Origin of the sequence: Novosphingobium decolorationis (assembly GCF_018417475.1) — a bacterium.
In the GTDB taxonomy this organism is placed as follows: domain Bacteria; phylum Pseudomonadota; class Alphaproteobacteria; order Sphingomonadales; family Sphingomonadaceae; genus Novosphingobium; species Novosphingobium decolorationis.
The window spans coordinates 3,352,173-3,377,389 of sequence record NZ_CP054856.1 but is presented as its reverse complement, the minus strand read 5'-3'; the positions used below and the strand labels follow the sequence as shown (position 1 = coordinate 3,377,389).

The window sequence follows — 25,217 nt, the reverse complement described above, 5'->3', positions numbered from 1 at the left end:
GGACCGGGCCGCGAAGACCCGGCGCCGATCAGCTGCCCAGAATCTGCATCACCAGCGGCGGCGCGATCAGGCTGGCCGACCCATCGAGGATGCGCACCGCCTCCACGACGCCCGATTCGGGGCCCGGGTGCGTGACGATGGCGAGGATGACCTCGCCGTCCTGGTCGGGATCGCCCTTCTGGATCATGCTCTCGATCGAGACGCCCGCATCGCGCATGGCCGCGGTGATCTCGGCCAGGACGCCCGGACGGTCGGGCACGGTGAAGCGGATGTAGAAGCTCGAGACGCGGTGCCCGGAGGCCGCTGGCTCCATCACTTCCAACTCCGCCACGGGCATCGCGAAGGCCGGGCCCTTCTCGCCGCGCGCAATATCGATGATGTCGGCCACAACCGCGCTCGCGGTCGGCCCATCGCCTGCGCCCGCACCCTGGAACAGGAGGCGGCCCACGAAATTGCCCTCGGCGACGATCGCGTTGGTCGGCCCATCGACATTGGCCAGCGGGTGGCCGGTCGGGACAAGGAAGGGCCGCACGCGCTGGAACAGGCGCGGGGAGCCTTCTGCGGTGTCGACCTCGCTCATGCCGATCAGGCGGATGACATAACCCAGGTCCTGGGCCTGCGCGATGTCGGCCGCCTTGACCTGGCTGATGCCCACGCACTCGACCGCGTCGAAATCAAGCCGCGCGCCGAACGCGATCGACGCGAGCAGCGAGAGCTTGTGCGCAGCATCGATGCCCTCGACATCGAAGGTCGGATCGGCCTCGGCATAGCCCAGGCGCTGCGCATCGGCGAGCACGTCGCCAAAGTCGGCCCCGGTGTCCTCCATGGTGGAGAGGATGTAATTGCAGGTGCCGTTGAGAATGCCGTAGACGCGCTCGACCGCATTGGCCGCCGCGCCATCGATCAATCCGTTGACGACCGGAATACCGCCCGCAACCGCCGCCTCGAACTTGAGCGCCGCGCCCGCCTTCTCGGCGGTTTCGGCAAGCTCCAGGCCATGATGCGCCAGCATTGCCTTGTTCGCGGTGACAAGGCTCTTGCCATGGGCCAGCGCGGTGCGCGCAATGGCGAGCGCCGGGCCGTCCGAGCCGCCGACCATTTCCACCACGACATCAACGTCCTCGCGCGTCGCGAGCTCGGCCGGATCGTCGACCCAGGCGTAGGCGGAGAGGTCCACGCCGCGATCCTTGGTGCGGTCGCGCGCGCTGACGGCGGTAATCTGCACCGGGCGCCGGGCGCGGCGGGCAATCAGCTGCGCATTCGTCTCGATGAGACGGACAACGCCCGTCCCCACGGTTCCAAGGCCTGCAAGTGCGATCTTCAGCGGTTCAGTCATCGGGTCCCCTTTCGGTCCCGGGCCCTAGGACAGCTGCACGCGATTTTCCAGCGCCTTGCGCATGCGCCCTGCCCTTTGCCCGCAGACCGGCCTTCGCGCGCCGTGACGCGCACAACCTCAGGAGCGGTTGCGCGTGCACGGCCCCAGCTGGCGACGCACCGCGCGATAATCGTCCTGCGCCTGCCGCTTGGCGTCATACCCCTGCGAGATATTGGCCCCCTGCGAGGGATACTCCGGCAACGCGCAGGCCAGACGGTACCATTCCAGCGTTTCGGGCGCGGGGGGCTGCGTGACATCGGCCACCAGTTCGGAGAACGAGGCGCCCCAGGCGACCGGCTTGCCCGGTTCATGGCGCACCGTGATCGAGGCGGCCGAACCGTCCTTGGTATTCAAGAAGATCTGAGTCTCACCCTGCCCGGCCAGCGCCCCCGGCACATAGAGCAGTTCGCGCACACCGGTGATCTCGCCTGGCGCATCGGGTGCGACCGTCTCGCGCAGCAATCCACGCAGCTTGCCATCGAGCGCCGGCGTGAACAGGAGCTGCGAATCCGGCTCGATCAGCTGGACCTCGCCCGGACGCCCGGGCACCGCGCGTGCAAAGAGAATGACCATCTGGTCCTTCAGGTCCTCGCCCTTGCCACGGGAATCGAGGGGCATGTCGACAAGATAGCGCAATGATTCGCCAATCGGCGAATTGCCGACAAGCAAGGCGCGGGTATCCGCCTCGACATAGAATCGCCCGATTCCCGGAGCCAGACCCGGTGCGCGTTCGGCCCCGAGACGGGTCATCCGGGTCACCTGCGCCTCGACCACCATGGGGGCCGAATCGGCCAGATCGGCGAGGTCCGCAAAGGTCACGTCCGCGCCCGGAGACTGCGGGTTCGCCGCAAGTGCGGCCCCTGCCTGAAAAACGAAACTCAAAGCGGCCAGACCCATCGTAAAAGGGCGTCGCACAGCAGGCATGAAATCAGACTCCGTAACAAAATCGCAATCTTATGAGACGTGAAAAGCCTTGCGGCAATCCATCTCACGATGCACCATGCGGGTAATGCAGCTTAATTGGAGGTTAACCCCACGCTCTGCGATTGGGCGTTGCGCAGGGGCACCTTCAACGCTAAGAAAACTGCAAAACGGGGCGATAAAACAAACATGCTCCGCGGTAAGCCTTGCTGTTGCGTGACAATCGCGAGGTGGACTGTCAGCCGTCAGGGTGGGTAATTTCGAATTTCGTCATGGGCTTCGCGTGCAGCGAGGGCCATCGGCGCCCTTGGACATGTGCTTTTTCGTACATGCCCGGGGCTTGGTAATGGAGTGATGCGTCTGAATGGCTTACGCTGACCAGCAAATGAGTGGTAGTAAACTTACCACTATTGTCATCGTCGCCTTGATCCATGTGTTCATCGGCTATGCGCTGATCTCGGGCCTTGCCTATGAGGCAACTAAGAAGGTCATCAGCAAAGTGACCACCGTGGATATCAAGGAAGAACCCCCGAAGGAGGAAGAGCCCCCGCCGCCGCCTCCCGAACCGCAGCCGGATACGCCGCCGCCGCCCATCGTGGCGCCGCCGCCGCCGATCAACATCGCGCCGGCTCCGCCGCCGGTTCAGACCGTGATCACCGCGCCGCCTGCACCGCCCGCCGTGATCACCACGGCTGCGCCGCCGGCACCGCCGGCACCGCCTGCTCCCCCGGCTCCTTCGAAGGCACGTGGTGCCTCCACGAAAAGCCAGGGTCGCTGGGCCGCGCAGATCCAGCGCAACTACCCGAGCCGCGCCGCGCGTGAGGGTCGTGAAGGTCGTGTGGGTGTTCGCGTGACGGTGACGACCGAAGGCCGCGCCAGCGGCTGCCAGGTCACCAGCTCGAGCGGTAGCCCGGATCTGGACGAAGCAGCTTGCGACGGCATGGAGCGCTATGCGCGCTTCGAACCGGCGCTCAACGCAGCCGGCAACCCGATTTCGAGCAGCTACTCGACCACGATCGTCTACCAGCTCAACTAAGCCCATTGATACAGGGCCCCGCCCCTGGCGTGAGACGGCCCTATAATCCTGCATTCTTCTTGAGAGGTAATTCGCATGCTTATCGTTGATATCCTTGCCGCCGCCGGCGAAGCCGCGCCGCAGAACAAGTTCGGCTTCGCCGAAGCCCTCGAACAGGGCGGTTTCATCGCCTATGCCACCGTCGTGATCCTCGGCATCATGTCGTTCGGTTCGTTCTACATCCTGTTCACCAAGTGGTTCGAACAGTCGAAGATCTTCCGCCAGTACAAGGCAGTTGGCGGCTCGTTCTGGAAGGCCCCGACCATCAAGGACGGCGCCACCAAGCTCGAGAAGAACAGCGCATGGCGCCAGCTCGTCGACGACGGCATCGTTGCTGAAGAGCAGCACGCCAAGATGACCGACGAACTCGAAGCCCACGACTGGCTGCATGCCTCGCTCGCGCGCTCGGAAGCGTCGATCAACGCCCGCCTCGCCGGTGGTCTTCCGTTCCTCGCCACCGTCGGTGCAACCGCTCCGTTCATCGGTCTGTTCGGTACCGTTGTCGGCATCTACCGCGCCCTGATCGCCATCGGTCTTGCCGGTTCGGCTTCGATCGACAAGGTCGCCGGCCCGGTTGGTGAAGCTCTTATCATGACCGCACTCGGCCTGCTCGTCGCCGTTCCGGCCGTGCTTGCCTACAACTACCTCCAGGCTCGCAACAAGCGCATCGCCGAACTGCTGACCGGCTTCTCGAGCGACGTTCTTGCCTACATCACCTCGAAGGGTGCCGTTAAGCCGATCACCTCGACCGCTTCGGCCGCCAAGAAGCCGGCCGCTGCTCCGGCCAAGCCGGCTCCGGCCAAGTCGTAATCAGTCCGGGCTTCCGGGACCGGCCTCGCTGGTCCCGCAACCTCCGGGGACCCAAAGGCGGCGACAGTACTATGCATGCGCTGCACGTCGCCTTCCCCAAGGCAACGCAAGGATTAGGATAAGACTATGGCGATATCTTCGGGCGGAGGCGGTGCTGAGACACCGATGTCCGACATCAATACGACGCCGCTCGTCGACGTCATGTTGGTGCTTCTGATCATCTTCCTGATCGCGGTTCCGGTCGCGATCCAGACGATCGAAAAGCTGCGTATCCCGGTGATCGAGGCCGTCGAATCGAAGGACAAGGTCGAAAACCTTCTCCTCACGGTGTCGACGACCGATGACGGCGGCCGCAGTGCAGGTGAACCGGGCTACGAAGGCGCATCGCGCAACGGTGAGTGCCGCGTTTACTTCAACAACATCACCCCGGTCTCGGCCGAGGAACTTCGTGACCGCGCCTTCAAGCGCCTTGACGGCATCGTCAAGCGTGCGGGCGGCCCCGAGGCCCTCATGTCGAACCCGGACCTGGTGCCCCAGGTGCACATCCGCGGCGACGTGGAAGCCCCGTGGCGCTGCGTGGCCGGCACGATCTACAACGTGCAGATTTCGGGCTACCCGACGGTTGGCTTCATCACCAACCCGATCGACCCGAACTAAGCCCCCGGCAAGAACAGGAGAACACCCTCATGGCTATGTCAGGCGGCAAGGAAGACGGCGCGCCGATGATGGAGATGAACACGACGCCGCTCATCGACGTCATGCTCTGCCTCCTCATCATGTTCATCATGTCCATCCCGGTCGCGACCCACGCGATCAACATCGACCTGCCGGTCAATTCGCAGACGCCGAATGATCCGCCGCCGGTCGATCCGATCCGCAACAAGGTCGTTCTTACCGTGAACGACGAGATCCTGTGGAACGGCACTCCGGTGGACGGCCCCGGCCTCTTGAACCTGCTTCAGCAGTCGCTTCAGTACGAAGTCGAGCCGGAACTTCAGTTCCAGCCTGAGCCGAACGCCAGCTACGAGCTGTCGGCCCAGGTGCTGCAGATCATCAAGGGATCGAACGTCTCGAAGTTCGGTTTCGTCGGCAACGAGCAGTTCGCCGAATTCAGCAAGTAAGCTGAACCGATACCGAGCTCTTGCGAGCACAGATCAAGGGGCGGAGCAATCCGCCCCTTTTTCATGTTCGCTCACGAGAGCGCGCGATCACAAGGCCTCAGGATCCTCGCTCGTGGGCTCCACCTGCATGGCAAGCCCCGCCAGCGTCTCGGCCTCGAACAGGAGATCATCGTCGGCAGCGCCTGCAGGCAGGCTCTCGCGTCCGATCATGGAGAGCGCCGGGACCGCCAGCGGACTGATCCGCTCCAGGTGGACATGGTCGATTTCCCGCGCCGCGCGTTCGAGCAGGTCCCCCACCCGCGCCACGTCGGTCAACCGCGCGCGCGCATCGGCCCAGGCCGCCTCGATCAACACGTGATCAGGCTCGTACTTCGAGAGCACATCATAGATGAGGTCGGTCGAGAACGTGACCTGCCGCCCCGATTTGCGCTTACCCGGCTGCTGGCGCTCGACCAGGCCGGAGATGACCGCCACCTCCCGGAAGGCCCGCCGCAGGAGATAACTCTGCTGCACCCAGTCGACGAATTCATGGGTCAGGATATCGGGTGAAAGCAGCGCGGCGGGCTCTGCCACCGCCTTCAAGCTCCACACGATGAGCGTATAGTCCGTCGCCACGAAGCCCAGCGGCCCAAGCCCCCTGTCCTCCATGCGCCGGGTAATCAGCATCCCCAGCGACTGGTTCGCGTTCCAGCCCTCGAAAGTATAGAACGCGGTATAGGCCAGATCACGGTGCGGGAAGCTCTCGACCAACAGCCGCCCGGGCGCAGGCAGGTGCGAACGCCAGTCCTGCACTTCCAGCCATTCGCGTACATCGTCGGGGAACCGCGCCCAGCCTGCACGGTCCGCCAGCATCGCCTGGACACGTCCCGCCAGATGCGTCGAGATCGGCATGCGCTGGCCCATGTAACTGGGGATCGTGGCCGAGCGTTTCGCCGCGCGCACAACGAGATCGAGGTCCTTGAGCGATTCGACCTCAAGGTCGAGCCCGGCAAAGCGAAACGTATCGCCCGGCTCCAGGCTCGCCCCGAAGCCTTCCTCGACCTTGCCCAGAGAGCGGCCATTTCGAAAGCGCACCTCGAGCATTTCGGAATCGACGATAATACCCGCATTCAGGCGATGGCGCGCCGCGTGCTCGGGGTGGGTGAGGCGCCAGAGCCCATCGCGGTCCTTCACGATGCGCCGAAACCGATCATAGGCCCGCAGCGCGTACCCCCCGGTCGCCGCGAATTCGAGTACGCGCTGCAGGATGGCCGCGTCCACCCAGGCATAGGCCGCGCTGGAGCGCACTTCATCGAGCACTTCGGCCTCGGTGAACGGCCCCGCGCAGGCCCGGCCCATGACATGCTGGGCCAGCACGTCGAGCCCGCCCGGCCGAAAGCCCTCACCATCGCGCTGGCCCTCCCGGACCGCTTCCTGGGCTGCGAAGGCCTCGAGAAACTCGAAACGGTTGCCCGGCACCAGCAGCGCCTCGCTCGGGCTGTCGAGCCGGTGGTTGGCGCGCCCGATCCGCTGCAAAAGGCGCGAGGAGCCCTTGGGCGCGCCCATCTGCACGACAAGGTCAATATCGCCCCAGTCGATGCCGAGATCGAGACTGGCGGTACAGACAAGAGCGCGCAATTCGCCCCGCGCCATGGCCCCTTCCACCTTGCGCCGCGCCTCCTTGGACAGCGAGCCATGGTGGATGCCGATAGGCAGCGTGTCCTCGTTCGCGCTCCACAGTTCCTGGAAGATGTACTCGGCAAGGAAGCGGGTATTGGTGAAGATCAGCGTCGTACGATGCGCGGCAATCCGCTCCATGAGCTGCGGGATCGCCCAGGTGGCCGCGTGTCCGCTCCAGGGGATGCGGGCGTCCTCGGGCACCAGGATCTCGACGAGTGGAGCCGCCCCCGCCTCGCCTTCGACAAGCGCGACCGAATCGAGGTCCCCCCAGGGCGCGAGCCAGCCCCGGTAGGCATCGGGATCGGCCAGCGTAGCGGAAAGCGCCGCACGTTGCAGCCCCGGCGCCAGCGCCTGGAGCCGTGCCAGCGAAAGCGCAAGCAGATCGCCACGCTTGCCCGCCGCGAAGGCATGGACCTCGTCGATCACCACCCGGCGCAGGCTGGCAAACATCTCCGCCGCTTCGGGATAGCTCAGCAGCAGCGAGAGCGATTCGGGCGTCGTCAGCAGCACATGCGGGGGCCGGGCGCGCTGGCGGGCCTTGCGATCCGACGGCGTGTCCCCGCTGCGCGTCTCGACGCGGATCGGCAGCTCCATCTCCTCGATCGGGGCAATCAGGTTGCGCTGAACGTCATGCGCAAGCGCCTTGAGCGGCGAGATGTACAGCGTGTGCAGCCCTTCGGGCGGCGCCTTGTCCTTCAGCCGTGACGGCGTGAAGTCGCAAAGCGTGGGCAGGAAACCTGCGAGCGTCTTGCCCGCGCCGGTATCGGCAACGAGCAGGGCATGGTGTCCGGCATCGGCGGCCTCCAGCATCTGGGCCTGGTGGCGCCGCACGCGCCAGTCGCGGCCTGCGAACCACGCCGTGATCTCCGGGGGTACTGCCTGCTCGGCCATCCTCTTTCCTACTCTGCCGCCTGACCTCTCGTGCAATCCCTGCGCCGGGGGGCCGGTTCCCCGTGCCGCACCTCAGGCCTCGCGCGGCCGGACGATACCCGATAGCGCCAGTTGCGCATCGATCTGCGCGACAAGGCGTGCCAATCCCTCTTCGGAGGTACTTTCCGCGCGGGCGGTCAACATGTCCTGCGTGTTGGATGCGCGCAGCAGCCACCAGCCATCGGGCCCATCAAGACGCAGACCATCAAGCGTCACCGGCTCGTGCCCCTCCTGCGCCAGACGTGCCCCCACTTCGGCCACCACGGCTGTGCGACGCGCCGGCGGCACGGCAAAGCGCAGCTCCGGCGTTGCGAACGTGCGCGGCAGGCTGTCGAGCAGATCGGCGACAGAGCGTCCGCCCTGCGCCACCAGCGCCATCATCCGTACCGCTGCGTAGATGCCATCGTCGAACCCGAAGTAACGGTCGGCAAAGAACAGGTGGCCACTCATCTCACCGCCCAGAATCGCCCCCGTCTCCTTCATTGTGGACTTGATGTGCGAATGGCCGGATGGCGCCATGACCGGAACTCCGCCCGCGGCCTCGATCTGTGCGAACGTGGTCGCGGACATCTTCACATCCCCCACGACCGAAGGCCGCACACCGCCGCCTTTTCCAGCATTTTGCGCCAGAACGTCGCGCGCCAGAAGCGCCAGCAGCTGGTCCCCCCAGACAATCCGCCCCTCCCCGTCGACGACGCCGATCCGGTCCGCGTCGCCATCGAAAGCAACTCCGAAATCGAGGCTCTTGGCCGCGACGAGCGCCTGAAGGTCTGTCAGGTTTTCCGGGAGAGTGGGATCGGGATGGTGATTGGGAAACCGTCCATCGACACAGGAGTGCAGGACATGGTGGGATCCGGGCAACTGCAGACACAGGCGTTCAACGAGGGGACCGGCAGCGCCATTGCCTACATCCCACGCGACCCGCAGGCGCGAGAGCGCATCCGGGTCCGCCTGGCCGAGCCCGCCGCGCAGCGCGGCGATGTAATCCGGCGCGACATCGCACCCTTCCACGGCGCCCTCCCCCTCCATCCAGTCCGCGCGCGCAGCCATGCCGCCCAGCTGCGCAAGGTCCGGCCCGAAGAAGGGACGCCCGCCAAGTACTATCTTGAAGCCATTGTGATCGGCGGGATTGTGGCTGCCGGTTACCTCAATGCCGCCTTCCACATCTTCCAATGACCTCTCCGCGAAGTAGAGCATCGGACTGGGCGCAAGACCGATCCGGATGACGGCAACGCCGCTCTCGCAAAGGCCCTCCACAAGAGCCTGCTCGAGCTGCGGCGAACTGAGACGGCCATCCCGGCCGACGACCACCTTCGGGGTCTCGACAGGAGATCCACGTCGCACGACAGAGCCGAAACTGCGCCCCAGAGCGTAGGCATCGGCCTCGAACAGGGTCGCCCCATAGATGCCGCGCACGTCGTAGGCGCGCAGGAGCGAGGCGTCGAAGACATGCCCCCCGCGCGGGTGGAGCGGCCCCGGGGCAAGCGCCATGGTCAGCGCTCCGTGTCCTCCGCCCCCGTGTCGCCGAGCGCGGACAGCAACGTGTCGCGTGCGGCATTGGCGGCGTGAACCTCTTCGCTCGAGCCACCGCGATCAGGGTGGACCAGCGCCACCTGACGACGGTGCGCCTCCAGGATCTGCTTGCGGCTGGCCCCGTCCTTCAGGCCCAGCAGCTCCTGCGCCTGCCGCTGCGCAAATGTGCGGCGCTTGGGCGGACTGTCGGGCCAGTGACTGATCCCCAGCGTCTGCCAGGGCCAGCGCCCCAGAATCATGCGCCAGGCAATCGCGGCCAGGACGATGATCCAGAGGAACTTCATCGGCCGGGCGCCAGGACAGCGGGCGCCTCGGTGCGGCCCGGACGGGGCAGATTGAGGCCCTTCACCAGACCGCGCAGTTCCTGACGGGCGACCAGGTGGCTGGTGCCCAGTTCACCCAGATGCCCCTTGTCGAGCAGGGTCAGGCCCGAGGGAAACAGCTCGCGGAAGATCACGCGCTCGGACAGGCCGCCCGAGATGCGGAAACCGACGCGGCGCGCCAGTTCCTGCAGAGCTCCGTCCATGCGGCGCATGTTGCGCGCCTCGACGTGCTGCATGCGGTTGCGCACGACCACCCAGTCAAGCTCACGCGCGCCCTGCTCGATCGACTTGACCCCGCGCTTCTTGCGCGCCTCCCAGATCACTTCGGCGTAGAACGAGAGCTTCTTGACCTTGAAGGTCTCGGTCTCGACCTGGCCAATGAGGTCGAAGTCGATGAAGCTGTCGTTGAGCGGGGTGACCAGCGTGTCCGCGGTCGAGGCGACGTGACGCGCGAAGGCGTCGTCGCGGCCCGGCGTGTCGAAGATCAGGAAGTCATAGCCTTCCGCGATCTGCTCGGCGAGGTCGTCAAGCTCGTTGAAGTCCTCCCCGTCATAGACCGAGAAACGCGCGCCCGGCAGCGCGATACCGCGCTTCTGCTCGGTCTCGACCCGGTTTTCGAGGTAGCGGTACAAGGTACGCTGGCGCGGATCGAGATCGATCGCGGCGACCTTGGCCCCCTGGTAGGCAAGCGCGATGGCCACATGAACGGCGGTGGTGGACTTGCCTGTCCCACCCTTTTCGTTTGCGAAGACGATACGATGCGCTGTCACGGATCCTGATTTCGCTCTTTCTGCTGGCGCCGGGCGGCCAAGACCGCCTTTGCACCTTCCCCTGTTTTCAACCCATTGCCGCCCCATGACCTGTACCGCTATGGGCGTGGTCACGTGGCCGCCTCGGGTTGGCGGTATCCTATCGGAGCAGTCCTTGCCAATGCAAACCGTGCATGCCCTTGATCCACTGCGCAGTGCCACCGCCCGATTACGCGCGAACGGCACGCTGGCGCTGGTCCCGACCATGGGCGCGCTCCATGAAGGCCATCTGACACTGGTGCGCGAAGCCCGGCGCCGCGCCGATGCGGTGGCCGTCTCGATCTTCGTCAACCCGCTGCAATTCGGCGCAAACGAGGATCTGGACGCCTATCCGCGCGTTCTTGAACGCGATGCACGGCTGCTGGAGGAGGAGGGTGTGGACCTCCTCTGGGCGCCGCAGGTCTCGGCGATGTACCCGGACGGCTTTGCCACCTCGATCGGTGTTTCAGGCGTGAGCGAAGGGCTGTGCGGCGCGGCACGGCCGGGCCATTTCGACGGCGTTGCGACCGTCGTCGCCAAGCTCTTCAACCAGGTCAGACCGGACATGGCCTTCTTCGGTGAGAAGGACTGGCAGCAACTGGCCGTCATCCGCCGCATGGCCCGTGACCTGGACTTCACCCGCCCCCACGTCACCGCGATCCACGGCGTTCCCATCGTGCGCGAGGCGGACGGGCTCGCGATGTCCTCGCGCAACGCCTACCTCTCTGCCAACGAGCGCGCCTGGGCGGCCACCCTTCCCGCCGCGATGAAGGCCGCCATTGCACGGATCGAGGGAGGAGAAGCTCCGTCTAGCGCGCTCGCCGCACTTGCCGATGAACTCGCAGCTGCAGGTTTCGGACCCATCGACTATGCGCAGCTGTGTGACGCGGCCAGCCTCGCGCCGCTCGATGCGCCTATTGCCGCCCCCATGCGCCTGCTCGTGGCCGCCCGGCTGGGCACCACGCGCCTCATCGACAACATGGCGGTGAGCGCCTGACCCCTTGCGCGCAATCGCGGCAAGGCTAATTCTCATAGCCTTCGTCATTTGCGCGCGAAGGCGACCGGGCTAGGGTATCCTTTTGAAATTTGGGACTCCCGGCAAGCGGGAAACGGGAACATGGCCGGACTGAACATTCTCTACGTCGAGGACGACGCCCGCGCCGCCCGGCAGGTCCGCGATCTGGCCGCGAAAGGCGGCGACGTCGTGCAATGGGCCGACAACGGCACCGACGGGCTCAAGCGTGCGGGTGCCGAGCCCTTCGACGTCATCATCCTGGACCGCATGCTGCCCGATCTCGACGGCCTCACCATCCTGGCGCGCCTGCGCGAGAGCGGCATCGACACCCCTGTCCTCATGCTCTCCGCCCTCGGGCGCACCAGCGACCGGGCCGAAGGGCTCGACGGCGGCGCGGACGACTACCTTGCCAAACCCTTCGAGAGCGAGGAACTGCTGGCCCGCCTGCGCGCGCTGCACCGCCGCGCTTCGGGCCGCGCGCACAGCGCCGTGATCCTCTACGGCGCGTTCGAGTGCCACGTGAAGGCGCGCACCGCCTTCCGGGCCAACCGCCACCTCTCGCTCAGCCCGCGCGAGTTCGAACTGTTCCGATACTTCATGGAGAACGCGGGCGAAGTCCTCACCCGCGAAATGCTGCTGCGCGACGTGTGGAAGATGAACTTCGATCCACAGACCAACGTCGTCGACGTCAACATCGGGCGCCTGCGCCGCAAACTGGAGGAGGGCTTCGACAGCCCCGCGCTCGAAACCATCTGGGGCGCAGGCTACCGCCTGCTCGAAGGCCGGTGATCAAGCTCCTTGGCTTGCGCCACTCGATCTATTCGCGGATCGTGGTGCTGGCCTGTCTCAGCGCGCTCAGCATCACCTTCGTGCTCTGGATCCTGACCGACACGACCATTTCACGCGCCAACCAGATCGCGCTCGAACGCGCGGTCGACGTCGATATGGCCGGGCTCGTCGACATCTACACCAGCAACGGCCTGCCTGAACTGCAGGACCGCATCGCCGACCGTATCGCTCTCGAACCGCGCAAGGGCACCTTGACGCACTACATGCTGATTGGGGGTCAGGGACAACGGCTGGCCGGGGACCTCACGCGCTGGCCAGACCTTCACGCCAGCCTTTCCCAGACCGGCAAGATCGCGGTTGATCGCAACCGCCACGCCTATGGCCGGGTTACCCAGCTGGGCCCGAACCTGCGCCTTCTGGTCGCGCACGAGGCCCGCGATCTCAATACCTTGCGCCGTCAGGTCGGCTTCGTCTTCTTCGCTGGCGGGCTCATCATCGTGGCCGCCGTCGCATTGACCGGCCTGATCGCCGTGCGCCGCCTCGCCACGCGTATCGAACGCCTCAACACCGCCTTTCGCACGCCCGACGACGCCGCGCTCGAAGCCCTGTCGCGCCATCTGGAGAACGAGGACGAGATTGGCGAACTCACCCGCCACTCGGCCAACGCGCTTACCCGCCTGCGCCGCCTAGCGAGCGCCAACCGCGAGACGACCGACCACGTCGCCCACGAGATCCGCACGCCGCTGATGCATCTCGACAACCGGCTGGTGAAGACCCTCGCGGCAACCCCCGACCCGGAAACCGCCCGGCGCATTGCCAGCGCGCGCAGCGAGATCCGGCGCATCATCCGCATGCTCGAATCGCTCCTCGACATTGCCGCCAGCCAGGCCCGGCGCGGCGACCGGCATGGGCTGGTTCCCGTCGACCTGTCCGAAATCGCCCAGCGCCTTGGCGAACTCTACGCCGACAGCGCCGAGGAAACGGGCCACGCGCTCATCCTCGACATCGAGCCGGACGTCGTGATCCCCGGCGAGGAAATGGCCCTTACCCGCCTCATCACCAACCTGCTCGACAACGCCTTCAAGTTCGTGCCGAAAGGGGGTACGATCACGCTGGCGCTCGAGGCCGGCCCCCGGCTCACCGTGCGCGATGACGGTCCGGGCATCCCCGAAGGGCAACGCGAGCAGGTCTTCGAGAAGTTTTCCCGCGCCGGACAGCACCCGGAAGGCAACGGCGCAGGGCTTGGCCTCACGCTGTGCCGGGCGATTGCCCAGCGCCACCATCTCGAGATCGCCCTCGTCGACACCCCACAGGGCGCCTGCTTCACCGTGACACCGGAGACCACGACATGAGCTTGTCCAGGCGCACTCCTTTGCTGTTCGAAGCCCTTGGCAGACAGGCCCGTACGGCCATCCTGGGTGGTCTGGCGCTGGGCCTCGCGCCCATTGCCCTGGCACAAGGTGCCGCAGCCCAGACAGCCCCCGACAGTGTCAGCGGCGTCGTCGCCCTGGCCCTGTCCGAGGCCGCGCAGGCCCACGCCGGGAACGATCCCGACAGGCTAGAGAGCGCGCTGGCCGTGATCGAACGTGCCCGCGCCCATCCGATTGCCGAGTGGCCCGGCGAAGACCCGGTGCCCCTGTGGCGAACCGTTGCCCCGACCACATCCGCGCCCGCCCCGATCTACCGCGGCAGCCCGCTCGGCCCGGGCTACCGCAGCGGGCAGGTCACGGGCGGCAAGGCCGAGCAGTTCGAACAGGTTTTTCTCTCCGGGGAGAAGGCGCGCATTGCCCTCTCCTCTCCCGGCAAGGCGCCCTTGTCCCTGCGGGTCCTGGATCGCAATGCCCGCGCCGTGTGCGAGGGAAACAACGGCGCCTGCCAGTGGGTGCCCCTCTTCACCCAGCGCTACGTCATCGAGATCCGCAATCAGGGCAAGGACCTCGCCCGCTACTTCCTCGTCGTGGAATAACAGACCCTGGGGCGGGCCCTTTCGCCATTTTGCGCTTGCACTGTCCTCCTGCGCTCGCCACCCAGCAGGGCATGGCGAACCCGGCTCCCCCTTCCTCGCGCGATCCCTCGCGCGAAGAGACAATCCTGACCGCCGCGGCCGCGCTCTTTGCCGAGCGGGGCTATGCGGCGACCAGCATTCGCGACATCGGGGAAAAGGTCGGCCTGCTGGGCGGTTCGCTCTACCACTACATCAAGAGCAAGGACGCGCTCTTCATCCGCGTCCACGACGATGCCCTGCGCGGGGCGGAAGAGGCGATCCGCAGCGCCATCGCACCGATCACCGATCCTGCCCGGAGACTGGAAACCGCCTGCCGGGTGCTGATCGCGATCCAGCTTGATCCGGCGTCGCTGACACTGCCGCTGATGAACGATTTTCGCGCGGTGCCCGCCACCGTGCGGGCCAAGCTGATCGAGCGGCGCGATGCTTTCGAGACGCTCTTTGCGCAACTCGTCGAGGCCGCACCGCTGCCCGCGCACATCGACCGTGCGCTCTACCGGATCCTGCTGCTCACCACGATCAACTCGGCCGGGAACTGGTACCGCCCAGGACGCCTCAGCCTGGATGAGGTGACGCGGCAGATCCTGGCGATCTATCAGGTTCCAGAAGCCTGAAGAATAGTTCCGAGGGCCATCGCCCTCGGGCTCCCCATACCAGCAACCTCAAGGCTCTCGAACAGCTCTAGTTGAGACAGATGAGGTCGCCGGTTCTGGGGTCAAGGGGTGATACCCCCTTGGAAAATCTACTTTCTTCCGAATCTCCTGCGAACTAGTCCGTCACTTCAAGGTCGCAAGATAGGCCAGAAGCGCCTTGCGCTGCTCGGCATTGCGCAGGCCCGCATAGGCCATGCGCGTGCCGGGAATTTCCTTGCGCGGGTTGGCAAGGAAGGCGTCCAGGCTCTTCGGGTTCCACTTCCGTCCGTCCTTGGTGAGTGCGGGCGAGAAGCGGAAGCCCTCGGCCGAGCCCGCCTTGCGGCCCACCACGCCAAAGAGGCTGGGCCCCATCTTCTTCTCGCCGGGCTTCGTGCCGTGGCACACCGCGCACGAGCCGGTGAAGACCTTGCGGCCTGCGGCGGCATCCTGCGCCTCAGCTGGCAGGGACAGGCCTGCGAGGAGCCCTGCGGCGATCATGCAAAACGTGCGCATCACGATCAGTCCATCAGGTCCCAGCGGCGGTACACGATGTTGGTGTCGCCATAGCTGTAGTTGAGCGTCTCGCCGTCCTCGGAGAGCTGGTAGATGCAGGTGTAGGACCCACCGTTGCGCGCGACCACGAGTTCGAGGCGTCCCGGGCCGACGAGCTTCCACGAGACGACGTTGTAGGGGTAGGAATTGGCATCGACGTGGTACTCGATCGCAGGCGTGCCATCGGGCGTCGCGGCCCAGTGGCCGAAGGTCAGCTTGCCGTCTGCGCCCTTGGTCGCGAAGGACACCAGGATCTTGCCGTCCTCGGAATAGGCAAAGCTGCGGATCGCGGCGAGCGGCGCCGCCTTGGGATAGGTCGAAGCCTCAAGGTCCACCTTCCAGTAGCCGATCAGGCCCTGTGTCCCGGAAATGCGCGGGTCGAGTTCGGGCGCGGCGGCCTGCGCCTCGCCTGCGGCAAGGCCGCCGACAAGCGCGCCGGTGGTGGCAAGGCCAAGGGCTGCGGCCGAGAAAGTCCGGGCAATCCAGTTCATCGAATATCTCCTGGTCAGGGCGCAAGGGCACTGTCGGTGCATCGCGGGAGCCGGGCACCGCGCACGCCGTGCGCATGAAGGTTGGGGGAAGGAAGGTCGGCAGGGGCGGGGCAAGGCTCCAGGCCCTGCCCCGCCCCGCAGGTCAGATCACTTCGTAGAAGCCGAACTGGCGCTGTTCGAGTTCGCGCACTGCGCGGAACGCCTCATCCATGGCCGTACCCGCGGTCGAGACACCGCCCGCATCGGAATTGGCGATGGTGATGCGCCCGAAGGGCTGCTTGGCGAGCGCGGTAGGCGAGACCTTGGCCTCGCGGTCGGCCTCGAACAGGGTGTTGCGCCCGGTGGCAAAGCCATGGCCCCAGCGGTTGACCGTGATCGCAAGGATATCGCGTGCCGGATCGAAGCTGGTGCCTGCAAAGACCGCGGCCGCCTGGCTGCGCACGGCCTTCTCGAAGTACTCGAAAGGCGTGGCGAGAAGTCCGGCTCGGGCCATGCGGAACTGGTCGTCGGCATGGGTGCCCGGCTCGGGCGCGGCGCCACCGCACAGTTCGCTCAGCATCGTCGTGTTCGAACACACGCCCGAGTTCGAGCCCGTGTTGAAACCCACGACCATCGGCTGGTCGGGCGAGGTCGGCGGGGTCATCTCGCCCAGATAGCGCTGCGCGGCGAGCCCCATCGATCCATAGAAGGTGCTGGGGAAGGACACCCGCCCGATCTTGGCCTCGACGAAAGGCTGCCAGTTGCGGAAGAGCACGTTGGTGACCTGGTTCACCGCGCGTACCGCCTGGTGCATCGCGCCCTTCTGCTCCTCGGGCAGTTCGGGAATGAGGTAGGGCACGACGTTGTTCATGCAGGCCATGACCACGTTCTTGCCGCGCACCGCCATCATCTTGCCGTCGTTGATGTAATTGAGCGTGCACTCGGACGTGTCGGGGTCGAACAGGCGCCCGTCCGGCCCTTCGTGCTTCACGCCGGTGACAATGCTCTTGAGGCGGATGCGCACCTTCTGGCCGGGCCGGTCAAGCGTGGAATAGTCGACCCGCTTGGTTTCGACCTCGGCGAAGTTGCCGGGCGGCAGCGCGTCGGGAATGAGATCGCGCACGATGAGGCGCGCGATGTCGCTGTTGCCGGCGGGCAGGTGGTAATCATCGTGGTGAATGGTCTCGCCCTCGGGCGAGTTTGCCGGGCGCTCCAGCCCCAGCCCCTCGAAGCCGGGACGGTGGCGGAAGAAGGCAAACCAGGCCGAACCCATGTCCGAGCCCAGGCACCAGATGCCCTGCATCAGGGGCACCACGTCAGGGTGCACCTTGGCGACGTTGAGCATGTAGTCCCGGTAGCTCATCGAACGCAGCGTCTCGACCTTCTGCGCCGCGCTCATTCCAGCAAGGTAGTCGATCCGGCCATTGACGAAGCGGTCGAGGCTTTCCTTGACGGCGGGGGGGAATGGCGTCTGGTCAAGCCAGGCGCGATCGAAGCCCAGCGTCGAGCCGCCCTTCACCATCTGGTCGCGGCCGTAGACCTCCTTGCGGAAGAACGTGCCCGATTCCAGCCCCAGCGACTTGTAGAGATTGCCGTCCGAGCGGTCCGTCGGATTGCCCGGACCGATGCCCAGGTGATTGACGAGCGCGATCGAATCCTTCGTCCAGAACGAGGGCCCCACGATGTAGGACGAGCCCCCGTTGGCGATCAGCTGCTTGCCGCTCGCCTGGAATTCGTTGCGCTTCGCATGGCCGCCGAAGTCGTCCATGTTGTCGATGATGAGGATCTTCGCGTCGTTTCCGAAACGTTCGCGGAAGTACCAGGCCGCAGCAAGGCCGCTGATGCCGCCCCCCACCACGACAAGGTCGTACATCTCGCCAGTGGGATCGCCCGCCGGGAAGACCTTGCCGTCGCGCATCTCGTGGGCGGCCTCGTAGGCGCCGGGGTGATGACCCCGCATGCCGGTGCGGAAGGGCGGATAGTTCGCCGCGGTCACCGCGCCGTCGACGTTGACGCCCGAAAGCGCGGCGCCCTTGGGGCCCATTCCCGCCTTGGCGAAGGCCGAAGGCGCGGCCATGGCAATCGCGCTGCCGGCGGTCGCCGCGGCGACGCCCTGGATGAAATCGCGCCGGTCGATCGACCGGCCCATTCCCAGATCCCTGTCTTCACCCCTCATAGTCGTTCCCCTGGTCTGGGCCAGCGCACGGCTGACCTTCGTGTCCATGCAGAGCATCCCGGGCGGCACGATCTGTCGTGCCGGGGGCTGGCGGGACGGCGCCCATGTCGGCGGTCCCACACGCACGCCGGGACGCGGATCTTGCGCTCCCGGCATCCTGTGCTCTTGCAGCGAGGCTATCAGCGACCCTGTTCGATACGTGCCGAATTCCGGGCAAGCCGAAACAGATTCTGCTGAATACGCCCTCACGGCCGAACACCTGCACCGCCGCACCACGCCCGCGCGGAGTCCCTGATCCTCCGCAGTGAAACCCCCGAAATACCCTTCTGAAAAGGGTTACAGCGGCATTTTCGAGCCTTTTTATCCGACAAGCGAATTCGGACCGACACAATATCGTCGGAATTTTCAGGATGCGATGGACTCGAAGCTGCTCGTGCAATGTGCGTGTTGCAGTGCACAATAAGGCGTCACGGCAGCACATTTCGCAAAATCGGCGTCCGAATTGGCAGGTTCTGCCGAAGCCGCAAAAGAAAACGGCAACACAATCCCGTCGCCCCATACGACGATCCGAAGCGACACAAAGGTCCGGACAAATAACGCCGGAACCCAGAGATCCGACCACCACGAACAGAAAGGTACGGGTCCACAATCGGAGAGGGAGGAATGACACAACAAGGGGGATTACGTGATGACTAGGATCACCAAGTATCGGGGGCTTGTTGCCACCTCCACGCTCGCCGTGGCGCTCGCCTCGTCGCCTGCACTTGCACAGGACAGCGTCGTTTCCGCCGACGAAAGCGCGGCCAACGCCATCATTGTCAGCGGCCTGCGCGGCCAGCCGCGCTCGGTCACCGATTCCGCCGTGCCGGTCGATGTCTTCAGCGAAGAGACCATCGAGCGCGCCTCGCAGACCGACACGCTCGATATCCTGCAGACGCTCATTCCGTCCTACACCGTCAACCGCGCGGCCAACACCACCTCCGACACCTTCATCCGCGCGCCCAGCCTGCGCGGCCTGCCCGCCGACAAGACGCTGCTGCTGGTCAATGGCCGCCGTCGCCACAAGTCGGCCAGCGTCGGCGTAAGCGGCTACGGCAGCCACGCCGCGGACTCGGCCGTGATCCCGGCCATCGCGCTCAAATCCATCGAGGTCCTGCGCGACGGCGCCGCCGCGCAGTACGGCTCGGACGCCATCGCGGGCGTCATCAACTACGAACTCAAGGACGACAACCACGGCGGTTCGCTGGTGGCCCAGGTCGGCCAGTACTACGAAGGTGACGGCGAAAGCGTCCAGATCGCGGGCAACATCGGCCTGCCGCTGACCGACAACGGCTTCATCAACATCTCGGGCCAGTACACCGACAACGACTACACCAACCGCGCACGCACCTTCGATTCCACCTCGTGGAATCCCTTCGACGCCTACGAGAACGATCCCGCCTACCGCGACGCGGTGGACGCGGCCGGCATCGACCTCTCCGAGCCGATGGAAGTGCGCGGCCAGCCCAAGGAACGCGCAGGCCGCATCGTCGTCAACTCCGGGATCGACCTCAGCGACGACACCGAGCTCTACGCCTTCGGCAACTTCTCGCGCTCGAAGGGCACCGCCATGGCAACCTTCCGCGTGCCCGGCGGCGGCCACGTGGTCATGGACAACCCCGTGCGCCTCGAGGACGGCTCGACCTGGCGCTTCGCCGACCGCTTCCCGCTTGGCTACCAGCCCAACTTCTCGGGCAAGGTGACCGACTGGAGCATCGCGGGCGGCTGGCGCACCGAGCGGGACCTGGGCGGTGACCAGACCTTCTCCGCCGACGTCGCCGCACGTTATGGCTGGGACAAGATCGAATACTCGATCGCGGACACCGTGAACCCCTCGATGGGCCCGGATTCGCCGACCGACTTCGACGCCAGCACCTACACTTCGGACGAATTCGCGCTCAACGCCGACTTCGTCTACACCGTGGGCGTGGGCCTCGCCGGTCCCCTCGTCTTCAACTTCGGCGGTGAGTTCCGCCGCGAAGGCTTCAAGATCGGCGCGGGCAGCCCCGGCTCCTACACCAGTGGCCCCTGGGGCATGGCCGACCCGTTCAACTTCTGCTCGAACGAAGCCAACTTCGCCGACCGCTCGCTCAACGCGGGCGCGCCGATGGGCATGGGCATTTCCTGCACCGATCCCTCGGACCCGGTCTACACCATCATGCAGCCCGGCTCGAACGGCATCACCGGCCTTTCGCCCGATGTCGCTAGCGACTTCACGACCGAGAGCAAATCGGCCTACGCCGAACTCAGCGCGGACGTGACCGACGAATGGTTCATCGACTTCGCGGGCCGCTACGAGGACTACCAGAGCTTCGGCGACAAGTTCGTCTGGAAGGTCGCCACCCGCTACAACGTCACCGACTGGGCCGCCGTGCGCGGGTCGCTCGGCACGGGCTTCCGCGCGCCGACGGCGGGCCAGCTCAACATGACCCAGTCCGCGATCAACACCGTGGGCGGCGTGCCGATGAACATCGGCCTCTACCCCGCCTCGCACCCGGTTGCGCAGTACCTGGGTGGTGAGGAACTGGGCCCTGAAACCTCGAAGAACTACTCGCTGGGCCTGACCCTCAATCCCTTCGACGGCTTCACGCTGACGATCGATGCCTACCGCATCAAGATCGAGGACCAGCTCTACGCCACCTCGCGCATCACCGTGACGGACGACATCCGTGCGGCCATGATCGACGCAGGTATCGAGGGTGCGGGCGCCATCGACCAGATCCAGTTCTTCCAGAACGCGATCGACACCACCGTCGAGGGTCTCGACGTCGTGGCCTCCTACCGCGGCTACTTCCTGGGCGACCAGCCGACCACGATCACCGCGGCGTTCAACACGAACTCGTACAAGATCGACAGCGTCAACATCGCGCAGGTCTCGTTCAACGACGTGACCGTCTACAACTTCGAGAACAACAACCCCGACTGGCGCGCCAACGCCACGGTGTTCCATGACTTCGGCCCCGTCCAGGCCATGGTGCGCGCCAATGTCTTCGGGCCCTGGTCGCGCCAGACGACCCGCGCGGGCAACGCCATCCAGGACTACGGCACCGAGGTTCTCTTCGATGCCGAGCTGACCGCTCCCCTGGGCGATGGCTACAGCCTGACGCTTGGCGCCCGCAACCTCTTCGACGGCTACCCGCCGGTGAACCGCATCGACGACACCAACGGGCGCACCTACGTCGACGGGCCCATGAGCTGGCAGGGCGGCTTCTATTACGCACGTCTGAACTTCAACTTCTGAGGTGCGTATCGGGGCCGCAAGGCCCCACCCCATCGGCTCCGAGGCCGCCTCCTGCCCTTCGCTGGGGCGGCCTCGGGAACGATCTTCATTTCGAAAACACCCTACCTTGACCGGGCCCGAAGCCACGCGCTCCGGGCCCGCTTTTTTGAGGCGTAGCACCCCTCTTTCCCATGCCCCCCTGAACAAGGAGCGATCCGCATGAGCGATACCCCTTCCCCCGCACTGACCCGCCGCGGCCTTCTCGCCACGGGTGCCGGTCTGGGTGCAGCCGCGGCCCTTTCCGCCACCTCGTCCGCCAGGGCACAGGTGTCCGCCCGGCCCGGCGCGCCCGCGATCAACCGCAACCTGCCCGACGTCGCCGTTGTCGGCGCGGGGGCCTTTGGCGGCTGGGCCGCGCTGTCGCTGCGCGAGGCCGGAGCCAAGGTCACACTGGTCGACGCCTATGGCCCGGGCAATCCGCGCGCCTCTTCGGGCGATGAAAGCCGCCTCCTGCGCCTCTCCTATGGCCCGCGCGAGATCTACACCCGCTGGGCCCGCCGCGCGCAGGCCCTCTGGGAGCAGCGCCAGGAGGAATTCGGCACACGCCTGTTCTATCCCAACGGCAGCCTGCGCACGATGTCCGCCGATGCTCTGGCCGAGCAGCGCGCGCTCTTCGACCGGCTCTCGGTGCCCTACGAAGTTCTCTCCCCGGACGAAGTCCACGCGCGCTGGCCGCAGGTCGACTTCTCCGAATACGAGACCGTGTTCTACGAACCCACCGGCGGCGTCGTGAAAGCGCGCGAGGCGATGGTCGCCGCGTCCGAAGCGTTCATGCACAAAGGCGGTACGATGAAGATCGGCCACGCCAAGCCCGCCGCGGCAGGTGGCTCCGCACCGCTGACCGTCGATGGCGAGCCGCTGGCCTGCGGCGCTGCCCTCTTCGCGTGCGGCCCCTGGCTGCCGCGCGTGTTCCCCGAGCTGCTGGGCGACCGCATTGTCACCCCGCGCCGCGAAATCTTCTACGTGGGCTCACCCATCGACGACCACCGCTACCGCTGGGAGCACCTTCCCAATATCGCCGACAGCCACACCTACACCGCCGCCGATGTCGACTACGGCACCAAGATCGCCGCGAACCTGCGCGATGTGCCGATGGACCCGGACGACGGCGACCGCATGGCCTCGGGCTTCCTGCGCGCGCAGGTGGAGGACTACGTCGCCCGGCGCTTCCCCGGCCTCGTCGGCCAGCCGATCGTGGCCACCCGCGTGTGCCAGGTGGAACTGAGCGACAACGGCCATTTCATCATCGACCGCCACCCCGACCTGCCGGGCGTATGGATCGCAGGCGGCGGCTCGGGCCATGCCTTCAAGATGGGGCCGACCATCGGCGAATACCTCGCGGCACGTGTGCTCGACGAGCCGGGCGATAGTGCCACGGATGCCCTGTTCGCGCTTGCCAGCCATAAGGCGCGGACGCACGAGTAGAGTTTAAGGAAAGAATAGGTCCGAGGGCCATCGCCCTCGGGCTCCCCTAACTGTCTGCGGCAGTTCGCGCGGCTACCTTGCACAGCAATGGCCATGTCAGGGACCATTGGATGGGGGCAAAGCCCCCTTTATTCCGAGTTGCCTCACCCCACAGCGCGGAACGCGAGGCGAGGCGCTACGCTCTCCGATTCCGGGAGCCCGAGGGCGATGGCCCTCGGAAAATTCCCTCATTCTAACTCAGAACAACGCCGAACCGTCCTCCACGCGCGAGCGGGGCGAAACCACGATGACGCCGGTATGGCCGCTCTCCATCGCCTCGCCCGGCGCGCCCAGGATCAGGACCTCGGAGGTGAACCCGGCGATGTTGCGCGCGCCGAAGTTGACGATGCAGCAGACCTGGCTGCCGAGCAGTTCCTCAGGCGAATAGTTGGTGACCTGCGCGCTCGACCAGCGAAGCCCGAGCGGGCCCAGGTCGACTTCGATCTTGTACGAGGGATTGCGCGCACGGGGGAAGGGAAGGACCTGTGCGATGGTCCCCACGCGGATGTCGAGCGCATCGAAATGGGCGTATTCGGCGGCAGGTTTTGCTTCGGGCGTCATAATGGCTCCAGATGGCTGTTTCCTGCGCAGTCTAGCGCCCAGGCAGCGGTGGCGGCGCCCCTTGTTAGTGGGCCCCGTGCGACATTCTGCCGCGCCTTTCGCGCAATTCGGTGGCATGTGCCGCCCGACATTCGCATCGAGGTACCACCCGCTCGCCTGCCCCGACTAGAACGAGGGGACGACGCCAACTCCAATTGCAGGGCCACAGATGACCGACACCCTCGATACGCGCACCGCCCCTCTGGGCGAGAGCCTCACCAACCCCGCGCTCTTTCGCCAGCAGGCCTTTGTTGCGGGCGCGTGGGTCGATGCCGATGGCCGCGCCACGCTCGACGTAACCGACCCGGCGAGCGGCGCGCGCGTGGGCACCGTTCCGGCCTGTGGCACGGCGGAGACCCGCCGCGCGATTGCGGCGGCAGAAGAGGCCCAGGCGCAGTGGCGCCGCCAGACGCCCCAGCAGCGCAGCGCCGTCATCGAGGAATGGCACCGCCTCATCATGGCCAACCAGGCCGACCTTGCCCGCATCATGACCGCCGAGCAGGGTAAGCCCCTTCCCGAAGCGGCGGGCGAGATCGCCTATGCCGCGAGCTTCGTGAAGTGGTTCGCCGCCGAGGGCCTGCGCATCCACGGCCACGAGGTCGGCTCGCCCTTTGCGGACCGCCGTATCCTCGTGCGCAAGGAGCCCATCGGCGTCACCGCCGCGATCACGCCCTGGAACTTTCCGGCCGCAATGATCACCCGCAAGGCGGCGCCGGCGCTGGTGGCGGGCTGCGCGATGATCGTGAAGCCCTCCGAACTTACCCCCTTTACCGCGCTGGCCCTTGCTGCGCTCGCCGAAGAGGCAGGGCTCCCCAAGGGCGTTCTCAGCGTCGTCACCGGCCTTCCCGCCGAGATCGGCGCGGAGCTGACCTCCAGCCCCGTCGTGCGGATGCTGACCTTCACCGGCTCGACGCGCGTGGGCGCGCTGCTGATGGAGCAGTGCGGGGGCACGGTGAAGAAGATGGGGCTGGAACTGGGCGGCAACGCCCCCTTCCTGGTCTTCGACGACGCCGATGTCGATCTGGCCGTCGAGGGCGCGATGGCCAGCAAGTTCCGCAACGCCGGGCAGACCTGCGTGTGCACCAACCGCTTCTACGTGCAGGCGGGTATCCACAACCGCTTTGTCGAAAAGCTGGGCGCGGCCGTACGCGCGCTCAAGGTGGGCGCAGGCACCGAGGAGGGCGTCAACATCGGCCCCCTCATCAACCAGGCCGCCTGCGACAAGGTGGAGGCCCACGTCAATGACGCGCTGGCCAAGGGGGCGCAGATCGCCGCGCAGTGCGCCGCGCCGGACGGCTACGCCGCCCCCATCGTGCTCGCGGGCGTGACCGAAGACATGCGCGTGTGCCACGAAGAGACCTTCGGGCCGCTCGCCCCTGTCATCCGCTTTACCGATGAAGCCGAGGCGATCCGCGCGGCGAACGACACGCCCTATGGCCTTGCGGCCTATTTCTACACCCGCGACATGGACCGCGCCTGGCGTGTCAGCGAGGCGCTCGAATTCGGCATGGTCGGCCTCAACACCGGGGCCATGGCGATGGAAGTCGCGCCCTTTGGGGGCATGAAGCAATCGGGTCTTGGCCGCGAAGGCGCGAGCGAGGGCCTGGAGGAATTCCTGGAAGCCAAGACCTTCCATTGGGCCGGGATCAAGGGAGCCTGA

The 25,217-nt window shown here is 66.2% G+C and carries 22 protein-coding genes; 12 read left to right on the top strand and 10 right to left on the bottom strand.

All coding sequences use genetic code 11. The features are described 5' to 3' along the window. Positions 1-28 precede the first annotated feature (28 nt). Together HT578_RS15615 and HT578_RS15610 are read right to left on the bottom strand one after the other, a co-directional pair. Positions 29-1,336, bottom strand: a complete 1,308-nt coding sequence (locus HT578_RS15615; RefSeq protein ID WP_039389131.1) for a homoserine dehydrogenase — start codon at positions 1,334-1,336, stop codon at positions 29-31. A gap of 117 nt (positions 1,337-1,453) precedes the next feature. Beyond that, a complete protein-coding gene (locus HT578_RS15610; RefSeq protein WP_213500614.1) occupies positions 1,454-2,257 on the bottom strand; it encodes a hypothetical protein in 804 nt (267 codons plus the stop codon). 403 nt (positions 2,258-2,660) lie between these two features. Between HT578_RS15610 and HT578_RS15605 the strand changes: the two genes are divergently transcribed. The 4 genes from HT578_RS15605 (at position 2,661) to HT578_RS15590 (ending at position 5,302) form a co-directional block, all read left to right on the top strand. Beyond that, complete coding sequence (locus tag HT578_RS15605) at positions 2,661-3,332, top strand: energy transducer TonB (protein WP_213500613.1); 672 nt, start codon at positions 2,661-2,663, stop codon at positions 3,330-3,332. 75 nt (positions 3,333-3,407) lie between these two features. After that, complete coding sequence (locus HT578_RS15600; protein ID WP_039389137.1) at positions 3,408-4,181, top strand: MotA/TolQ/ExbB proton channel family protein; 774 nt, start codon at positions 3,408-3,410, stop codon at positions 4,179-4,181. Positions 4,182-4,307: 126 nt separating this feature from the next. After that, entirely contained in the window at positions 4,308-4,838 is a 531-nt protein-coding gene (locus HT578_RS15595; RefSeq protein WP_213500612.1) for an ExbD/TolR family protein, read from the top strand. Positions 4,839-4,867: 29 nt separating this feature from the next. Then, the gene (locus tag HT578_RS15590; protein ID WP_213500611.1) at positions 4,868-5,302 is read left to right on the top strand and encodes an ExbD/TolR family protein; all 435 of its coding nucleotides are present in this window, start codon (positions 4,868-4,870) and stop codon (positions 5,300-5,302) included. Between the two features lie 87 nt (positions 5,303-5,389). Here HT578_RS15590 and HT578_RS15585 read toward each other — a convergent pair whose 3' ends face one another. The 4 genes from HT578_RS15585 to HT578_RS15570 all read right to left on the bottom strand — a co-directional run bounded on the left by HT578_RS15585 (position 5,390) and on the right by HT578_RS15570 (position 10,517). After that, complete coding sequence (locus HT578_RS15585; RefSeq protein ID WP_213500610.1) at positions 5,390-7,852, bottom strand: ligase-associated DNA damage response DEXH box helicase; 2,463 nt, start codon at positions 7,850-7,852, stop codon at positions 5,390-5,392. A gap of 72 nt (positions 7,853-7,924) precedes the next feature. Next, entirely contained in the window at positions 7,925-9,382 is a 1,458-nt protein-coding gene (gene pgmG / locus HT578_RS15580) for a phosphoglucomutase/phosphomannomutase PgmG (RefSeq protein ID WP_213500609.1), read from the bottom strand. Positions 9,383-9,384: 2 nt separating this feature from the next. Continuing rightward, the gene (locus HT578_RS15575; protein ID WP_039389141.1) at positions 9,385-9,708 is read right to left on the bottom strand and encodes a J domain-containing protein; all 324 of its coding nucleotides are present in this window, start codon (positions 9,706-9,708) and stop codon (positions 9,385-9,387) included. After that, complete coding sequence (locus tag HT578_RS15570) at positions 9,705-10,517, bottom strand: division plane positioning ATPase MipZ (RefSeq protein ID WP_213500608.1); 813 nt, start codon at positions 10,515-10,517, stop codon at positions 9,705-9,707. Before HT578_RS15570 ends, HT578_RS15575 begins: the two co-directional genes overlap by 4 nt. Positions 10,518-10,677: 160 nt before the next feature. Here HT578_RS15570 and panC point away from each other — a divergent pair, with 160 nt between their 5' ends. The 5 genes from panC to HT578_RS15545 all read left to right on the top strand — a co-directional run bounded on the left by panC (position 10,678) and on the right by HT578_RS15545 (position 14,958). Further along, positions 10,678-11,532 carry a pantoate--beta-alanine ligase gene (gene panC / locus HT578_RS15565; RefSeq protein ID WP_213500607.1) on the top strand — a complete coding sequence of 285 codons (855 nt, stop codon included), beginning with the start codon at positions 10,678-10,680 and terminating at the stop codon, positions 11,530-11,532. Between the two features lie 120 nt (positions 11,533-11,652). Next, complete coding sequence (locus tag HT578_RS15560; RefSeq protein WP_039389145.1) at positions 11,653-12,339, top strand: response regulator transcription factor; 687 nt, start codon at positions 11,653-11,655, stop codon at positions 12,337-12,339. Next, positions 12,336-13,691 (top strand): sensor histidine kinase, encoded by a 1,356-nt coding sequence (locus tag HT578_RS15555; RefSeq protein WP_213500606.1) that lies wholly within the window; start codon positions 12,336-12,338, stop codon positions 13,689-13,691. Before HT578_RS15560 ends, HT578_RS15555 begins: the two co-directional genes overlap by 4 nt. Continuing rightward, positions 13,688-14,305: a hypothetical protein gene (locus HT578_RS15550; RefSeq protein ID WP_213500605.1), complete on the top strand. Its 618-nt coding sequence runs from the start codon at positions 13,688-13,690 to the stop codon at positions 14,303-14,305. The genes HT578_RS15555 and HT578_RS15550 overlap by 4 nt, the downstream gene beginning before the upstream one ends. Positions 14,306-14,340: 35 nt before the next feature. After that, positions 14,341-14,958 carry a TetR/AcrR family transcriptional regulator gene (locus HT578_RS15545; RefSeq protein WP_239026316.1) on the top strand — a complete coding sequence of 206 codons (618 nt, stop codon included), beginning with the start codon at positions 14,341-14,343 and terminating at the stop codon, positions 14,956-14,958. Between the two features lie 162 nt (positions 14,959-15,120). Here HT578_RS15545 and HT578_RS15540 read toward each other — a convergent pair whose 3' ends face one another. From HT578_RS15540 to HT578_RS15530, 3 genes are all read right to left on the bottom strand, one after another. Further along, on the bottom strand, positions 15,121-15,489 hold the full coding sequence (locus tag HT578_RS15540) for a c-type cytochrome (RefSeq protein ID WP_213500604.1): 369 nt from the start codon (positions 15,487-15,489) through the stop codon (positions 15,121-15,123). Between the two features lie 5 nt (positions 15,490-15,494). Beyond that, complete coding sequence (locus HT578_RS15535; RefSeq protein WP_039389150.1) at positions 15,495-16,019, bottom strand: hypothetical protein; 525 nt, start codon at positions 16,017-16,019, stop codon at positions 15,495-15,497. Between the two features lie 142 nt (positions 16,020-16,161). Next, positions 16,162-18,147, bottom strand: a complete 1,986-nt coding sequence (locus HT578_RS15530) for an NAD(P)-binding protein (RefSeq protein WP_213500603.1) — start codon at positions 18,145-18,147, stop codon at positions 16,162-16,164. A gap of 715 nt (positions 18,148-18,862) precedes the next feature. Between HT578_RS15530 and HT578_RS15525 the strand changes: the two genes are divergently transcribed. Continuing rightward, positions 18,863-21,454: a TonB-dependent receptor plug domain-containing protein gene (locus HT578_RS15525; RefSeq protein ID WP_213500602.1), complete on the top strand. Its 2,592-nt coding sequence runs from the start codon at positions 18,863-18,865 to the stop codon at positions 21,452-21,454. Between the two features lie 198 nt (positions 21,455-21,652). Then, complete coding sequence (locus tag HT578_RS15520) at positions 21,653-22,918, top strand: NAD(P)/FAD-dependent oxidoreductase (protein ID WP_213500601.1); 1,266 nt, start codon at positions 21,653-21,655, stop codon at positions 22,916-22,918. Positions 22,919-23,155: 237 nt separating this feature from the next. Here the strand turns inward: HT578_RS15520 and HT578_RS15515 are convergent, their stop codons facing one another. Then, positions 23,156-23,518 (bottom strand): tRNA-binding protein, encoded by a 363-nt coding sequence (locus HT578_RS15515; RefSeq protein WP_213500600.1) that lies wholly within the window; start codon positions 23,516-23,518, stop codon positions 23,156-23,158. 208 nt (positions 23,519-23,726) lie between these two features. Between HT578_RS15515 and HT578_RS15510 the strand changes: the two genes are divergently transcribed. Further along, the gene (locus tag HT578_RS15510) at positions 23,727-25,217 is read left to right on the top strand and encodes an NAD-dependent succinate-semialdehyde dehydrogenase (protein WP_213500599.1); all 1,491 of its coding nucleotides are present in this window, start codon (positions 23,727-23,729) and stop codon (positions 25,215-25,217) included.

What these genes read in the sequence shown, in the direction of transcription:
- HT578_RS15595 (WP_213500612.1), top strand. Translation starts at nt 4,308, where the DNA reads ATGGCGATATCTTCGGGCGGAGGCGGTGCTGAGACACCGATGTCCGAC.
- HT578_RS15605 (WP_213500613.1), top strand. Translation starts at nt 2,661, where the DNA reads ATGGCTTACGCTGACCAGCAAATGAGTGGTAGTAAACTTACCACTATT.
- panC (WP_213500607.1), top strand. Translation starts at nt 10,678, where the DNA reads ATGCAAACCGTGCATGCCCTTGATCCACTGCGCAGTGCCACCGCCCGA.
- HT578_RS15540 (WP_213500604.1), bottom strand. Translation starts at nt 15,489, where the DNA reads ATGCGCACGTTTTGCATGATCGCCGCAGGGCTCCTCGCAGGCCTGTCC.
- HT578_RS15510 (WP_213500599.1), top strand. Translation starts at nt 23,727, where the DNA reads ATGACCGACACCCTCGATACGCGCACCGCCCCTCTGGGCGAGAGCCTC.
- HT578_RS15535 (WP_039389150.1), bottom strand. Translation starts at nt 16,019, where the DNA reads ATGAACTGGATTGCCCGGACTTTCTCGGCCGCAGCCCTTGGCCTTGCC.
- HT578_RS15550 (WP_213500605.1), top strand. Translation starts at nt 13,688, where the DNA reads ATGAGCTTGTCCAGGCGCACTCCTTTGCTGTTCGAAGCCCTTGGCAGA.
- HT578_RS15530 (WP_213500603.1), bottom strand. Translation starts at nt 18,147, where the DNA reads ATGGGCCGGTCGATCGACCGGCGCGATTTCATCCAGGGCGTCGCCGCG.
- HT578_RS15525 (WP_213500602.1), top strand. Translation starts at nt 18,863, where the DNA reads ATGACTAGGATCACCAAGTATCGGGGGCTTGTTGCCACCTCCACGCTC.
- HT578_RS15600 (WP_039389137.1), top strand. Translation starts at nt 3,408, where the DNA reads ATGCTTATCGTTGATATCCTTGCCGCCGCCGGCGAAGCCGCGCCGCAG.
- HT578_RS15520 (WP_213500601.1), top strand. Translation starts at nt 21,653, where the DNA reads ATGAGCGATACCCCTTCCCCCGCACTGACCCGCCGCGGCCTTCTCGCC.
- HT578_RS15585 (WP_213500610.1), bottom strand. Translation starts at nt 7,852, where the DNA reads ATGGCCGAGCAGGCAGTACCCCCGGAGATCACGGCGTGGTTCGCAGGC.
- HT578_RS15560 (WP_039389145.1), top strand. Translation starts at nt 11,653, where the DNA reads ATGGCCGGACTGAACATTCTCTACGTCGAGGACGACGCCCGCGCCGCC.
- pgmG (WP_213500609.1), bottom strand. Translation starts at nt 9,382, where the DNA reads ATGGCGCTTGCCCCGGGGCCGCTCCACCCGCGCGGGGGGCATGTCTTC.
- HT578_RS15515 (WP_213500600.1), bottom strand. Translation starts at nt 23,518, where the DNA reads ATGACGCCCGAAGCAAAACCTGCCGCCGAATACGCCCATTTCGATGCG.
- HT578_RS15590 (WP_213500611.1), top strand. Translation starts at nt 4,868, where the DNA reads ATGGCTATGTCAGGCGGCAAGGAAGACGGCGCGCCGATGATGGAGATG.
- HT578_RS15575 (WP_039389141.1), bottom strand. Translation starts at nt 9,708, where the DNA reads ATGAAGTTCCTCTGGATCATCGTCCTGGCCGCGATTGCCTGGCGCATG.
- HT578_RS15615 (WP_039389131.1), bottom strand. Translation starts at nt 1,336, where the DNA reads ATGACTGAACCGCTGAAGATCGCACTTGCAGGCCTTGGAACCGTGGGG.